Raw genomic sequence first — 14487 nt, 5'->3', positions numbered from 1 at the left:
TAAAAGACTACTTATCATTGTTATTAAATGTAATGAGATAATTGGCTACAGATTCTTTTAACCTACATGCACTAATCATCGAATATGAATAAATTTTACTGGAATATCTTTACCTCAATAAACTGCCAATGTGTGGATAATAAACTTGATTGCATAAAAACAGTTTACATAAATGTTTTAAAGAACATGATTAACTCACTTCACTAAACCAATCTTCTATAGGTTTAAATCCAAAATAAATAATCAATCTAATATAATAAAAATATTAAAAACCGAATCACATCAAAACGACAGTTATAACTTTGTAAAAATTATTCAGGAGTCTATACCGTTTCGTTTTCTTTTATTTGAAGTGATAATTTATTTGATTAGTAAAAAACAGATGACGTAATTAATGGATTAGTAGTTTGAATAACTTTTTGAAATCATACATAAGTTTTGTTATAAAAATAGCCATCAAGTCATTTAAATTAATCCCACTATTCGAAAAAAAAGCCCTCTAAAACTAATCCTACAGTGACAATTTATCACTTTGTCGGTATCATATTGGACATTTTATTATAATCGATTAGGTTTAGTGTGAATATTCAACAATTATTAACGCAACGCGTTTCGCAAGCAATGATTCTGGCTGGCGCCGATAACAACTGTGATGCTTTGATTAAGCAGTCGGCTAAAGTGCAATTTGGTGATTATCAAGCTAATGGTATTATGGCAACCGCCAAAAAACTAGGTATGCCACCAAGAGCATTGGCAGAAAAAGTTTTACAGCATTTAGATATTGATGATATTGCCGATAAAGTTGAAATTGCTGGTCCGGGTTTTATTAATATTTTTCTAAAAAATAGTTGGATTGCCGAGCAGAACGAAATCGCATTAAACAGTGATAAACTCAATATTACTTTACCTGCTAAGCCACAAACGATTGTGGTTGACTATTCAGCGCCAAACGTCGCCAAAGAGATGCATGTTGGCCATTTGCGTTCAACCATCATTGGCGACGCCAGTGTGCGGGTATTATCTTTCTTAGGTCATAATGTCATTCGCGCTAACCATGTCGGCGACTGGGGCACACAGTTTGGTATGTTGATTGCTTATCTTGAAAAGATGCAAAACGAACATGCTAATGATATGGAACTTTCGGATTTAGAATCTTTCTATCGTGCAGCAAAAAAACATTATGATGAAGATGAAGCCTTTGCTGAAAAAGCTCGTAATTATGTGGTTAAATTACAAGGCGGTGATGAGTATTGTCGTGATATGTGGCGTAAGCTTGTTGATATTACCATGACACAAAACATCGCAACTTATAAACGATTAAATGTGACATTAACAGTTGAAGATACCATGGGCGAAAGCATTTATAACAGTATGCTACCGGGTATTGTTGCCGATCTTAAACAGAAAAAATTAGCGGTTGAGAGTGAAGGTGCTATTGTTGTATTTTTAGATGAGTATAAAAATAAAGAAGGCGAACCAATGGGCGTTATTATCCAAAAACGTGATGGTGGCTATCTATATGCAACAACCGATATTGCTTGTGCAAAATACCGTTATGAAACGTTACACGCTGATCGTATTCTTTATTATACTGATTCTCGTCAACATCAACATTTAGAGCAAGTATGGGCGATTGTACATAAGGCTAAATATGTTCCAGAATCATTGAAATTAGAACATCATATGTTTGGTATGATGCTTGGTAAAGATGGCAAACCATTTAAAACACGTTCGGGTGATACCGTAAAATTAAATGACTTGCTTGATGAAGCTTGTGAACGCGCAAGCTCGCTCATTCGTAGCAAAAATCCTGATCTGTCAGAAGCTGAACTTGCCCAAATCGTTGATGCCGTTGCTATCGGTGCCGTTAAATATGCGGATCTTTCCAAAAACCGTACTACCGATTATGTATTTGATTGGGATAATATGTTGTCGTTTGAAGGGAATACTGCGCCTTATTTACAGTATGCTTATACTCGAGTGCTGTCCGTGTTTAGAAAGTCTGATATTTCTGAAGATAGCTTAACAGGCGATATAAGTTTGGACAGCGATAAAGAGCGCGCCTTAGCAACTCGTTTAATCCAATTTGATGAAACGATCATTTCTGTAGCAAACGAAGGTACACCACATGTGCTTTGTGCTTACCTTTATGAAATTGCAACACTGTTTTCAAGTTTCTATGAAAACTGCCCTATCTTGACGGCTGAAAATGAAAACTTAAAACAAAGCCGCTTAAAATTGGCTTCGTTAACGGCTAAAACACTTAAAGTTGGTCTTGATATGTTAGGTATTAAAACCGTCGATAAGATGTAATTAAAAAGGTAGTTAGTAGTAATTAAGTAAATAAAATTATCTTGCAAAAAATCCATTTAAAAGCCACCGATAAAATTGTATCGGTGGCTTTTTTATCTTTAAATATATTGTTAACCTGAAAAGATTTTAGAAATTAACAGGTTTTGCTACACAAATATCTAACCCGTCTACGTGATCTTTGGCAAACGTAGCAAACTCAACAAAATGTGGCATTGCGTTATGACTGTCTATAGCCGCTTGAGAAGCCCATGTTTCAATTACTACATAAACATTAGGATTACTAATACTCTGATTAAGTTCATAATGGAGGCAACCAGCTTCTTTTTGGCTCTCTTCAACAAGTTTTTTTAAAATAGGTTGAAAGGCTTCATAGTATTCTGGTTTAACTGTAATTGTCGCGATAATACTTAAATGGCTCATATAAACCTCTTGATGTTTAATCTAAATAATCAAGTTAAGAGTATAGCTAAAATTACCGATTTATAAAAAGAGATTACGAACATGATGTCTATTTTTAATTATTCTACTCATCATTGATTACACATAGAGATTGGATATACACGAGTAAATGATGGCAGACATTCAATAAATTTTTCTATATTTATCTGAAAGTTGAAATATAGACTCAGTATAAAAATATCTCGTTTTTTGGACTAGTAAATCTTTATATAAAATATAGAGTTATATGTTAAAAATTGCCATAGACCCAAAACCATTCTATAAAAATCCTGAGTTTAGGCTTGAAAAAATCTAAAAAATAATACTTTAACCATTTCATTTATTTAGATATTTTCTAAAATTTTAAGCTTGCTATTAACTCCGAGTTAGTTAGAATTTCAATAGTTTTATAAACCAATATAGGTTAGCTTGATATGTTAAATTTTAATCAACAATATTTTCGTCCAACATTGTTGATGTCTTTAGTCCTCCTTCGTGGAGGATTTTTTTTATCCACCATTTTTATTAAATACCAAAAGTAATTGATTTATAGAGGCGTATTATGACCGATAATAAAAAAATGTTATTAACCAGTCGAGATCAAAGTTTAAAAGCATATTTGATGAATAAAATAAAGCAAAATGGCGGTTGGGTTAACTCACATATGCATGCCGATCGTGCTTTTACCATAACGGTAGATAGTTTTGATGTGTACCAAAAACAGACCTTAATTGAAAAATGGGATACTTTAGATAAAGTTAAGGCATCAATGAGTGAAGATGATTACTATCGCCATTTTAGTATGGCGGTTGAGCGTATGATTGAACAAGGGGTAACGGCAATGGGTTCATTTGTGGATATTGATCCAATTGCTGAAGAACGCGCTATTAGAGGTGCACTTCGAGCTCGTGAGACCTATAAAAATGATATTATTATTAAATTAGTCAACCAAACACTTAAAGGTGTCATCGATAAAGAAGCTCGCTACTGGTTTGATAAAGGTGCTGATTTGGTTGATATCATTGGTGGCTTACCTCGCCGAGATGAACGTGATCATGGTAAAGGAATGGGATTAAAACATCTTGATGTGTTAATGCAAACGGGTAAATCATTGGGTAAAATGGTTCATGTTCATGTTGACCAATTTAACTCATCAGACGAAATCGAAACCGAACAACTCACCGATAAAACTTTAGAGCATGGTATGCATGGTCGTGTCGTTGCTATTCACAGTATTTCAATCACAGCACACAGCTTGGAATATCGTCAAAAACTTTATCAAAAAATGAAAGAAGCAAAAATGATGGTCATTGCTTGCCCATTTGCTTGGATTGACAGCCCACGCCGTGAAGAACAAGGCCCTACTCGTAACTCACTCACCCCCGTTGACGAACTTGCCTCAGCCGGGATTCCCGTTGCTATTGGTACCGATAATATTAGTGATTATATGCTGCCATTTTCAACCGGCAATATGTGGGAAGAACTTAAACTACTTGTTACCGGCTGCCGCTATACCGATTTGGATAATGTGGTAAATGTAGCAACCAAAAATGGACGAATGGTATTAGGACTGGAAAAATAAATCGTCTTTTATAAATAAAAATCTCACCAAAAATAATAAAATTATGGTGAGTTTTTTTTGGATATTATCTTATTTCAGAAAGCTTATTTTTCAACTTTGCATCAACATATTATGTTTATTATCAAACGATTTTATTTTTTACAATTAATCGTTTGGTAAAACATACGTGATTATGTCCATTTTTTTGATAGATTAATGAGTATAAATCTCAGCATACTTTATAAAATCCATGTTAATTTGACCGATTTTTTGTTTTGGTTAAATATTGGGCATTACCACAATAATTAATCTCATTTAAAATTAGTTTAATATTTCAATAAATTATAAAGAGATATACTAAACTATTTGAATTTTTTCATTAAAGCGATCTGTTGCTTTTTCCTTTAAAGTTATGGTTTAGAACTTGGATAATAAAAAAACTAAGTCGTATCACTTATTAATCGTATTAATTGTAAAAAATAATCAAATCTATTAAACTAACTCATTGACAACAATCTATTTTAACGTATCTTATTTACAAAAATTCACATAGTTTGATGTAAAAAAGTAAAGATAAGTATAAAAGGCAAAAATGGATGGGATAAACTCCTTAATAAATGGAATTGCTTCATTAGCAACTGATAGTCAACTCAATCACTATAGCCTGTCAATTGATCAACTTGATGAACTCACAATTCTCTCAATTTACTCCATTAACGGGCAAGAGTCATTGAATGAACCTTGGCATTACGAAATAACATTTACCAGTACCAATAAACAAATCGACATTAACTCAATACTTAATCAACCTGCCTCGCTTACCTTTCATGCACCAAATTCTATAAAACAACTTGTTCAACTCAGTTCGCTAACCTCTCAAGCACAAAATAGGACAATATATGGTGTTATTACTGAATTTAGCTTGATATCAGTAAGTAAAGATGAAGCTCGTTATCAAGTCATATTAAATTCACGCTTAGCCCTACTAGCCAATGAACATCGATGTGCTATCTATCAAAATAAAAGCGCGGTTGATGTTGTAGAAGATGTTTTACGCTCCCATGGATTTACTGGTATTGAATATCGCCTAGAACTGAAAAACGCCTATCCTGCTCGTGAATTTATTACTCAATGGCAAGAAAGTGACCTTGTTTTTATTCAGCGTATTTTAGCCGATATTGGGATTTGGTTTCGTTTTGAAACACATGTACAGCACCCTTGTGATGTCATGGTTATCAGTGATTACGAACAAGGATTTGATAATACAGGACACTTGCCTTTTAAACCGCCTAGCGGTATGAATGATGTTCAACAAAACAGTATTTGGAATTTACAATTTAGAAGTAAAACCAAACAACAACAAGTATCGGTTAATGATTATAATTATCGCGCCGCCGAGAGTAATCTAAAATCTAACGTTAATACCCAAATTAAGGACACCACTACTTATGGCAATGATTACCGCTATGGTGAACACTATAAGCAAAAAGGTAGCCCAAACACAGTAGAAAGTGGCCATTGGTATGCGCAAATCCGTCATGAATATTACATCAGTGATAAAATCATTATCCGTGGTGAGTGTAATGATTATCAATTAATGCCAGGGCAAATAATTACCGTTGATGAAAGTCCAATTAACCATATTCAAAAAGGGATTATAATCCTATCAACGCAATGTTATGCAGACCGAAGCACATCTTACAAAACCCATTTTACAGCTATTCCATTCGAAGAATTAAAACCTTATCGCCCTGCTCCAATTGCTTGGCCAAAGGTGAGTGGAACCTTACCAGCCAGAGTCACCAGCCCAGATAATGATATCTACGGTTACATTGATACTCAAGGTCGTTATCGTGTTAAATTCGATTTTGATTTAACCGAATGGAAGAAAGGTGAAGAAAGCTTATGGGTTAGACTCGCTAAACCTTATGCAGGTGATACTTATGGGTTCCACTTCCCGCTTATAGACGGCACAGAAGTGGCGATCGGTTTTACTTCGGGCAATCCAGATAGGCCTTATATTGCTCATGCAATGCATGACAGTAGCAATCCGGATCACGTTTCGACCAGTAACAAACACCGTAATGTAATTCGAACACCTGCCAATAATAAACTGCGCATGGATGATAAGCGTGAGCAAGAACATATCAAATTAGCCACCGAATACGGTAAAACTCAGCTTAACCTTGGGCATTTAGTAAATAATAAAAAGCAACAGCGTGGCGAAGGGTTTGAACTTAGGACCGATGAATTTGGAGCAATAAGAGCCAGTAAAGGTGTTTATCTTACAACCATAAGCCAAGAAAAAGCGACTGGTGAACAGCTTGATATGAAAGGTACCATTAAACAGATTGAAAAATCTCTTGATATATCTCAGGCGTTGATCGGTTGCGGCAAAGTGAGTGGCGCTGAACTAGCCGAAATAACCGAACAGCAAGCATTATTCGATGCCAGTAATCAATTACAGGAATCAACTGTTGTTATTCATGGTGAACAAGGGATCACACAAATTTCGCCCAGAAGCATTCAACATGCTGCCAATGAAAATATTATTGCTACTGCAGGTAACAATGCCAGCATCAATATTTTTAAAAAGCTCTCTATGGCAGCAGGTGAAATGATATCTATTTTTGCCCATAAGTTAGGAATAAAACTTATTGCTGCTTCAGGACGAGTTCAAATTCAAGCCCAATCCGATGAAATGGAGTTAACTGCCCAAAAAAATATGTTTATCACTAGCTGTGCAGGTAAAATTACCATTAATGCCCAAAATGAACTGCTACTGCTTAGTGGTGGTGGCGGAATTCGTATCAAAAATGGCACTATCGAAATGATAGCCCCAACCAGCATATTACAAAAAACAGCAGTATTATCTTACAGTGGTCCTGAAAGTATAAAAGAAGCGGTACCTTCATTTGAAAAAGGCAGTCTGGCTCGAAAATTCAAATTGCACTTTAATGATTCACCCTCACAGGTGCTAAAAAATCAACCGTACCGTATCCACTTCAATGACGGAAGTACACAAGATGGTATAACCGATGAAAATGGAGAAACAGAAATCATTCCAATGACAGAATTAGAACAAATAAAAATAGAAATATTAAAAAAGGAATAGGTTATGCCTGATTTTGATAACTTAAAAGGAAACAATATCTCGGATAGTACTACAGGACTTCCCCCTGAATCGGGAGCCATGTTAACAAGTAATATAGAAGCATCACGCCCTTTACCCTGTGTTGTAATATTAATTCATGGTGTAAATGATGTTGGAGAAGCGTTTGAAAATCAAGATAAAATGATTTGCGAAGGTTTAAATCGTCGCTTAGGTCGTAAAGATTTAAAACCTAACAAATGGCGATGGGCGCAAACAAGTGCTGATGATTTTTCGCCACGAATCCAGATGTTGCCAGAATGGCAAGAAAATGTTGATCAAATAAAACCACCGTTAAAACCGAAAACGGTAAAACATAAAAGTTATTCACCTATTATTCCCTTTACCTGGGGATACAGACCAGTAGATGAAGAGACCTATAAACAAGAACAGATCGCCTATTACAAAAGATTACAGGATAGCAATGTTAAAGATCCTGAATTACCCTACGATAGCTATTGGATTGATCGCAACTACCATCTCAAAACCGAAAATATAGAGGTCAATAAACTTAATTGCGACAAATTTGGTAACTGGATCGATTACCTTTATCGACGTAATGGTGGACCTTTTGCCAATGCCACCACCTGCATACCCGATATGTATGGTCCGGGAATGGCTGGCTTTTTAGGATCTGCTGGCGAGCTAGCTACACCAAAGGGTGCAAGAAGCTATCTAAACCCACATCGTATCTATTATGCCTTTGCAGCCCATCGTTTAGCCAATTTAATCAAAAAGATTAGAAAGGATACCGAAGAGCAAGATATTCCAATTAATATAGTTGCCCACAGTCAAGGCACCATTATTACCATGTTAGCTAACCTGATTTTAGCCAATGATAAAAGCGAGCCACTACCTGCTGATTGCGTGATTTTAGCGCATTCACCCTATGCTTTTGAGCCAACTTTAGCTGAAATAGTTTCCAAAGATCTATGTATGGGGGTTCAATCACAATACGGACGAGAGCAGACATTTATTAATTTTGTTGATCAAATTTATAAATTTCAGGGAGATCGGAGAGATAAATTTTTTGAATTTAACGATTTAATTGAAACAGGGGTAATTAATACTGCAATTGATGATAATGAAGTTTATACCCAAGCGGATGGAACTAAAAAACAGTATGATAGACTTGGTAATGATAAAGAACTGTTTTATCGGGATAACTTTGGTAAAGTGTATCAATACTTTAGTCCCAATGATCATGTGGTATCGTTATGGAATGTTCAAGGCATGGGTTGGCAAGGTATTCCCGATAATATTTTTAAACAGTGTAAACATCAAAACCTTAAACAACGAATTTTTAGTCATGGTCATATCGTTGGTAATGATCCTAAAAATAAAGAAGTAAACATTCCTCTTATTCTTATTGAGGTACAAGAAAAAGATTACCCAAGTTATATTAGTGTGAAGGATTATCAACAACGTCGTGGGGCTAAAACCTATTACGGAATAAACATACCGGTTGTGTTACTTCCAGAACAGTTAACTAAATTAATTCAGGAACCCTTATTCAAAGGGCATGATGGATTTTTTAGTCATGGCTGTTATGCAAATGAAGGTCAATCAATTCATGTGCATTATATACCTTCTAACGAAGAAATAAAACGAGATTATCCGGAACTTGTTTATCAAAAGACTAGTTCTGGTCAATTAGATTCAGATTGTATAGATTATGAAACAGATAAAAATTCAAAGGAAAATCCAAAGCTATCAGCATCTGATCTTTATGGTAAATCAGTGTATGAATGTAATACAGTAACAACAGGTGGCTTAACAACTGCACCTTATATATTAACCACCCGATTGATTAATGGTGAACCCGTTCCAGAAACCATGATCTACACAGTAGACAAACCAAGTGGCAAAACAAAGTTAAGCCGAGCCATCCACTATAATGATATTTATAATAGTAATAACCAATTTGTTGAAGATTTAGAAAAAAAATTAAATTATGAAATCATTGACCGACCTGATTATATACCTGAAAAAAAAATAGATGAAAAAGATATTTCATCGCCTTTTATCACTGATGAACTCCAATTAAAAAAATTGCTCGACGATCATTCTGAATGGGATAGAGGAATAGAGTCCGCAAGTTATATGGTCAAGCAGGAAAATAAAATATTAGTGATTTACCGTAACTCACAAAAACATATTGAGTCCGAAATAGGTAAAGAAGTAGACGACAAAAAAGATACCAGTTCTCACCATTCGGGCATAACCAACAGTTTGGAAGCGCCAGCTAAAATCATGGCTTATGATTTAGCAATTGGGGTTGTTGAAAATATCAGTGAATCACATCAAACATTACTAAACAATTGGCGGGTACTGGCTGATTGGCGCCACCCTGAAAATACCGATCCCGAAACCTTTCAATATGTTCACAAAGGTATACTGCCTGATGAGTTAAAAAAAGCCATGAACTATCCAAATCGACATATGCCAGAAGATGAAAAATTAGTTGTCAACCATTTTTACCACAGCATGCCAAATAGGATACTTAAACCAATAAAAGAAGAATTGAAAAAACCAAAATACCAAAAATTAACCGAACCACCACAATGGGTGTTCCCCGATCCTGACTTAAAAGGAGTTTCTGATGTTGATTAGTTATTTACTACTGAGTTTAGCATTATTTCTATTTTGTTTTTTTAAACGTTGGCATCTTTTTTGTTGGTTAAGTTACAGCGTTCTTTTGGTCTGTTTTTTGGCAATTATTCCTTTACCGGGTGAAGATAAAGTTAAATATACAGCCCCTACCCAAGTTGTGTTCCGCTTTGATGAACATCGATTTATCCAATTAACTGGCTATGGTTGCCAAGGGCGAATGTACTATGTTGATGATCAAAAGCAGATCTATTACGAATTAGCTCGGCACTCGGCAAAGGTTTTAACCGAGCCTTTTGCCCATATGCCTGAAGATTATATCTTTGTACCTTTAAGTGATTATTCTGCTATAGATTTTTCCCAGGATGGTGGGCGTTCTTTCGGTACCATTGATATTGAAACGTATGAGGGTATGGGAAGTTATCAACCTACTTATCATACCGTAGAAAACATTGTGGTTATGAATAATCAATTTTTCTTAAAAGATAAAAATAGAGGTATTTACCGTTCACCCAAACCTATCGGTTCGGCATTTACGGTATTGTCGGCGACTAACGAAAAATATTTAGCTGGTCACAGACAATATAAGGGGTATCGTTGGACAGATCAACCTCAAACTATGCCAATCATGCCTGCTAATTATCCTGGTTGGCAGCGATGGCAGTGTGATCCTAGCTTAAAACAATCGATAACCGTCTATAACCGTTATGCGCCACTTATTAAATTACAAGCCCAATTACGCCATCTATTAGGCGTCGCAGAGGAGGTAACGCATGAAAAAGAAACTAATTAAATTGTTGATCTGTTGCATTGTCATTCCTGGCAGTTTATGGGCTTTTATCATTAACTTTGGTTCAAATTTACCGGAAAGATATGAAGAAACGACGGGACTGGATATTCCAATGCCTGAGCCAAGAGAAGGTTATGAAATTATTTATCCAGAAGTTATTAAAACAAGTAATCCCAACTATACAGCTTCGTTTTATTATATAAGTGAAAAACGTCAGGTTATTTACCGTTATGATGCAGATCGTTATTTAGAGTTGCAAGGTGAAAACTGTGAAGGATTAATTTGGTACCACGATCAGACCAAAAATATTCATACACGTATTGACAAAGTCTTTTTTACTCGCGATAGGTTACCAAAATTTAACTATTACAACCCGGGTAAGGACTATATTGGCATTCCAACTGATGATATGTCAGCAATACCGTTTTCAATTGATGGCGGTAAAACTTTTTATGTTGGCAACGTGACTAGCTTTGCTGCTAAACCTAGTGAGCAAGTGGAGCATTTTATTGGGGTAGATGATAGCCCATTAACCCTGCAATTTAAGGATGTTAAAAAATCGACAATGGAAGGCTTTATTAATACCATTACCGTTTCTGGTAATACAGGCTATTTTATTCTAGAAAATGATGTACTGTTTGGGGATACTGTGTTTTTGCAAATGTTTAAATACCCTCAACAAACTTTTCATTCATTAAATGGTATAAACACCAAAGCAGATATTAATTTATATCATAAAGGTAAAAACAGAGAAGAGATTCAAAGATTTGGACGATATTGGGAAATTTATTATAAACCCGCTTATATAGAGCGGATAACTGACGCGCGTAATATTAAACTTGAACCCTATCGAGGTTGGGACAAAATTCGGTGTGAAATTGGTGCAGAAAAATAATTTTAATATTGACACACAAGCCGATAAAAGTGTCAAGCTAACTATTATTGATGTAATAGCTAGATTAGCTGTATTGAAATGCAACAAAATGACAATATTGCGTCATTTGCTATAGAAGGAATATTAGTTGTTGATTATAAGTTATTTACTACTGAGTTTAGCATTATTTCTATTTTGTTTTTTTAAACGTTGGCATCTTTTTTGTTGGCTAAGTTACAGTGTTTTTTTGGTCTGTTTTTTGGCAATTATTCCTTTACCGGGTGAAGATAAAGTTAAATATACAGCCCCTACCCAAGTTGTGTTCCGCTTTGATGAACATCGATTTATCCAATTAACTGGCTATGGTTGCCAAGGGCGAATGTACTATGTTGATGATCAAAAGCAGATCTATTACGAATTAGCTCGGCACTCGGCAAAGGTTTTAACCGAGCCTTTTGCCCATATGCCTGAAGATTATATCTTTGTACCTTTAAGTGATTATTCTGCTATAGATTTTTCCCAGGATGGTGGACACTCTTTCGAAACCATTCATATTGAAACGTATGAGGGTATGGGAAGTTATCAACCTACTTATCATACCGTAGAAAACATTGTGGTTATGAATAATCAATTTTTCTTAAAAGATAAAAATCGAGGTATTTACCGTTCACCCAAACCTATCGGTTCGGCATTTACGGTATTGTCGGCGACTAACGAGAAATATTTAGAAGGTCACAGACAATATAAGGGGTATCGTTGGACAGATCAACCTCAAACTATGCCAATCATGCCTGCCAATTATCCTGGTTGGCAGCGATGGCAGTGTGATCCTAGCTTAAAACAATCGATAACCGTCTATAACCGTTATGCGCCACTTATTAAATTACAAGCCCAATTACGCCATCTATTAGGCGCTGCAGATGAGGTAACGCATGAAAAAGAAACTAATTAAACTGTTGATCTGTTGCATTGTCATTCCTGGCGGTTTATGGGCTTTTATCATTAACTTTGGTTCAAATTTACCGGAAAGATATGAAGAAACAACGGGACTGGATATTCCAATGCCTGAGCCAAGAGAAGGTTATGAAATTATTTATCCAGAAGTTATTAAAACAAGTAATCCCAACTATACAGCTTCATTTTATTATATAAGTAAAAAACGTCAGGTTATTTACCGTTATGATGCAGATCGTTATTTAGAGCTGCAAGGTGAAAACTGTGAAGGATTAATTTGGTACCACGATCAGGCCAAAAATATTCATACACGTATTGACAAAGTCTTTTTTACTCGCGATAGGTTACCAAAATTTAACTATTACAACCCGGGTAAGGACTATATTGGCATTCCAACCGACGATATGTCAGCAATACCGTTTTCAATTGATAGCGGTAAAACTTTTTATGTTGGCAACGTGACCAGTTTTGCTGCTAAACCTAGTGAGCAAGTCGAGCGTTTTATTGGGGTAGATGATAGCCCATTAACCCTGCAATTTAGGGATGTTGATGAATATATGAGAGGGTTTATTAATACTATTACCGTTTCTGGTAATACAGGCTATTTTATTCTAAAAAATGATGTACTGTTTGGGGAAACAGTATTTTATGAACGGATGGGGTTAAACCCTAGACAATTTTATCATTCATTAAATGGTATCGACACTAAAGCAGATATTAATTTATATCTTAAAGGTAAAAACATGAAAGAAGTCCAGCAATTTGGTTCATATTGGGAAATTTATTATAAACCCGCTTATATAGAGCGCATAACTGGCGCACGTAATATTAAACTTGAACCCTATCAAGGTTGGGACAAAATTCGCTGTGAAATTGGGGCAGAAAAATAATTCTAATATCAACAAATCCAATAAAAGTGTCCAGTTGACTATTGTCGATGTATTGGCAAGATAAACCGTATTGGAATGCAACAAAATGACAATATTACGTCATTTACTATAGAAGGAATATTGATTGTTGATTATAAGTTATTTACTACTGAGTTTAGCATTATTTCTATTTTGTTTTTTTAAACGTTGGCATCTTTTTTGTTGGTTAAGTTACAGCGTTTTTTTGGTCTGTTTTTTGGCGATCATCCCTTTACCGGGTGAAGATAAAGTTAAATATACAGCCCCTACCCAAGTTGTGTTCCGTTTTGATAAACATCGATTTATCCAATTAACTGGCTATGGTTGCCAAGGGCGAATGTACTATGTTGATGATCAAAAGCAGATCTATTACGAATTAGCTCGGCACTCTGCAAAAGTTTTAACCGAGCCCTTTGCCCATATGCCAGAAGATTATATTTTTATACCTTCAAGTGATTATTCTGCTATAGATTTCTCCCAGGATGGCGGGCGTTCTTTCAGTACCATTGATATTGAAACGTATGAGGGTATGGGAAGTTATCAACCTACTTATCATACCGTAGAAAACATTGTGGTTATGAATAATCAATTTTTCTTAAAAGATAAAAATCGAGGTATTTACCGTTCTCCCAAGCCTATCGGTTCGGCATTTACGGTATTGTCGGCTACTAACGAGAAATATTTAGCTGGTCACAGACAATATAAGGGGTACCGTTGGACGGATCAACCTCAAACTATGCCAATCATGCCTGCCGAGTATCCTGGTTGGCAGCGATGGCAGTGTGATCCTAGCTTAAAACAACCGATAACCGTCTATAACCGTTATACGCCGCTTATTAAATTACAAACCCAATTACGCCACCTATTAGGCGTGCAGACGAGGTAACG

The 14487-nt window shown here is 35.5% G+C and carries 10 protein-coding genes; 9 read left to right on the top strand and 1 reads right to left on the bottom strand.

What is annotated here, in order from left to right:
* Positions 1 to 579: 579 nt before the first annotated feature.
* Positions 580 to 2313, top strand: a complete 1734-nt coding sequence (gene argS / locus AC5LW9_RS06470) for an arginine--tRNA ligase (RefSeq protein WP_493456560.1) — start codon at positions 580 to 582, stop codon at positions 2311 to 2313.
* 126 nt (positions 2314 to 2439) lie between these two features.
* On the opposite strand, the gene AC5LW9_RS06465 is transcribed toward argS, so the two are convergent.
* Entirely contained in the window at positions 2440 to 2733 is a 294-nt protein-coding gene (locus tag AC5LW9_RS06465; RefSeq protein ID WP_086327503.1) for a putative quinol monooxygenase, read from the bottom strand.
* A gap of 580 nt (positions 2734 to 3313) precedes the next feature.
* Between AC5LW9_RS06465 and AC5LW9_RS06460 the strand changes: the two genes are divergently transcribed.
* From AC5LW9_RS06460 to AC5LW9_RS06425, 8 genes are all read left to right on the top strand, one after another.
* On the top strand, positions 3314 to 4333 hold the full coding sequence (locus AC5LW9_RS06460; protein ID WP_198236227.1) for an amidohydrolase family protein: 1020 nt from the start codon (positions 3314 to 3316) through the stop codon (positions 4331 to 4333).
* Positions 4334 to 4904: 571 nt separating this feature from the next.
* Positions 4905 to 7427 (top strand): type VI secretion system Vgr family protein, encoded by a 2523-nt coding sequence (locus AC5LW9_RS06455; RefSeq protein WP_493456559.1) that lies wholly within the window; start codon positions 4905 to 4907, stop codon positions 7425 to 7427.
* A gap of 3 nt (positions 7428 to 7430) precedes the next feature.
* Entirely contained in the window at positions 7431 to 10076 is a 2646-nt protein-coding gene (locus tag AC5LW9_RS06450; RefSeq protein ID WP_493456558.1) for a T6SS effector phospholipase Tle3 domain-containing protein, read from the top strand.
* Positions 10066 to 10866: a T6SS immunity protein Tli3 family protein gene (locus tag AC5LW9_RS06445; RefSeq protein WP_493456557.1), complete on the top strand. Its 801-nt coding sequence runs from the start codon at positions 10066 to 10068 to the stop codon at positions 10864 to 10866. The genes AC5LW9_RS06450 and AC5LW9_RS06445 overlap by 11 nt, the downstream gene beginning before the upstream one ends.
* Positions 10847 to 11758, top strand: coding sequence for a T6SS immunity protein Tli3 family protein (locus AC5LW9_RS06440; protein ID WP_493456556.1), 912 nt, complete (start codon positions 10847 to 10849; stop codon positions 11756 to 11758). Before AC5LW9_RS06445 ends, AC5LW9_RS06440 begins: the two co-directional genes overlap by 20 nt.
* A 127-nt stretch (positions 11759 to 11885) precedes the next feature.
* Positions 11886 to 12689, top strand: a complete 804-nt coding sequence (locus tag AC5LW9_RS06435) for a T6SS immunity protein Tli3 family protein (protein ID WP_493456555.1) — start codon at positions 11886 to 11888, stop codon at positions 12687 to 12689.
* A complete protein-coding gene (locus AC5LW9_RS06430) occupies positions 12670 to 13581 on the top strand; it encodes a T6SS immunity protein Tli3 family protein (RefSeq protein ID WP_493456554.1) in 912 nt (303 codons plus the stop codon). Before AC5LW9_RS06435 ends, AC5LW9_RS06430 begins: the two co-directional genes overlap by 20 nt.
* Before the next feature lie 124 nt (positions 13582 to 13705).
* Positions 13706 to 14485 (top strand): T6SS immunity protein Tli3 family protein, encoded by a 780-nt coding sequence (locus AC5LW9_RS06425; protein WP_493456553.1) that lies wholly within the window; start codon positions 13706 to 13708, stop codon positions 14483 to 14485.
* Positions 14486 to 14487 lie beyond the last annotated feature (2 nt).

Source organism: Gilliamella sp. LMG 34360 (assembly GCF_984568995.1).
Note: the sequence above shows the minus strand (reverse complement) of the source record. Positions and strands in the feature narration are given on the sequence as shown.

Bases quoted from the DNA above. Each gene is read 5' to 3' on its own strand.
- AC5LW9_RS06460 (WP_198236227.1), top strand. From the start codon at position 3,314: ATGACCGATAATAAAAAAATGTTATTAACCAGTCGAGATCAAAGTTTA.
- AC5LW9_RS06445 (WP_493456557.1), top strand. From the start codon at position 10,066: ATGTTGATTAGTTATTTACTACTGAGTTTAGCATTATTTCTATTTTGT.
- AC5LW9_RS06450 (WP_493456558.1), top strand. From the start codon at position 7,431: ATGCCTGATTTTGATAACTTAAAAGGAAACAATATCTCGGATAGTACT.
- AC5LW9_RS06430 (WP_493456554.1), top strand. From the start codon at position 12,670: ATGAAAAAGAAACTAATTAAACTGTTGATCTGTTGCATTGTCATTCCT.
- AC5LW9_RS06440 (WP_493456556.1), top strand. From the start codon at position 10,847: ATGAAAAAGAAACTAATTAAATTGTTGATCTGTTGCATTGTCATTCCT.
- AC5LW9_RS06465 (WP_086327503.1), bottom strand. From the start codon at position 2,733: ATGAGCCATTTAAGTATTATCGCGACAATTACAGTTAAACCAGAATAC.
- AC5LW9_RS06455 (WP_493456559.1), top strand. From the start codon at position 4,905: ATGGATGGGATAAACTCCTTAATAAATGGAATTGCTTCATTAGCAACT.